Genomic DNA, 577 nt, shown 5'->3' on the forward strand with positions numbered 1-577 from the left:
GGTGGCCCGGGCGGCGTGGCGTTCGCGCGCGGCCTCGGCCTGATCGACGCGGCGCAGCGCGGCGCGTTCGGCGTTGGTGGCCTCGGCTGCCGTGCGTTCGGCGGCCACGATTTCGCTTTGGAGGGCGGACAGCGCGGCCTGCGCGTCCTTTTGCTGCGTTTCGGCGGACGTGACGGCCGCGCGCAAGGGGGAGAGGCGCTCCTCCAGTTCGGCGAGCCGGTTTTCCGCTTCCAGTCGCGCGGCTTCGGCCCCGCCTTCGCCGCGCGCGACAAAGCCGTCCCAGCGCCTGAGCACGCCGCCGAGCGTCACCAGCCATTCGCCCGGCGCGAGCGCGCGGCCATCGTCCTCGGGCGCGACATGGACGAGCGCGAGCCGGGCGGCCAGTTCGTTCGGGCATTCGGGAAGGTGGGCGGCGAGGCTGTCTGCCACGGCGGGAGGGACCTCTGCCCCGCTCCAGAAGCGCCCTTCGGCTTCGTCCACGAGCCCGAGCGGCACCTTGGCGTCGCGCCCCAGCACGGCAGCGAGCGCGCGTTCGTAGCCGGGCTCGGCGCGCAGGGCGTCGATCGCGCGGGGCAGG

The 577-nt window shown here is 75.2% G+C and carries 1 pseudogene; it reads right to left on the reverse strand.

The features are described from left to right. Window positions 1-577: pseudogene (locus MTR65_RS20095) on the reverse strand (chromosome segregation protein); the annotation flags it as partial.

Source organism: Novosphingobium mangrovi (genome assembly GCF_022818885.1).
GTDB classification, from domain to species: domain Bacteria; phylum Pseudomonadota; class Alphaproteobacteria; order Sphingomonadales; family Sphingomonadaceae; genus Novosphingobium; species Novosphingobium mangrovi.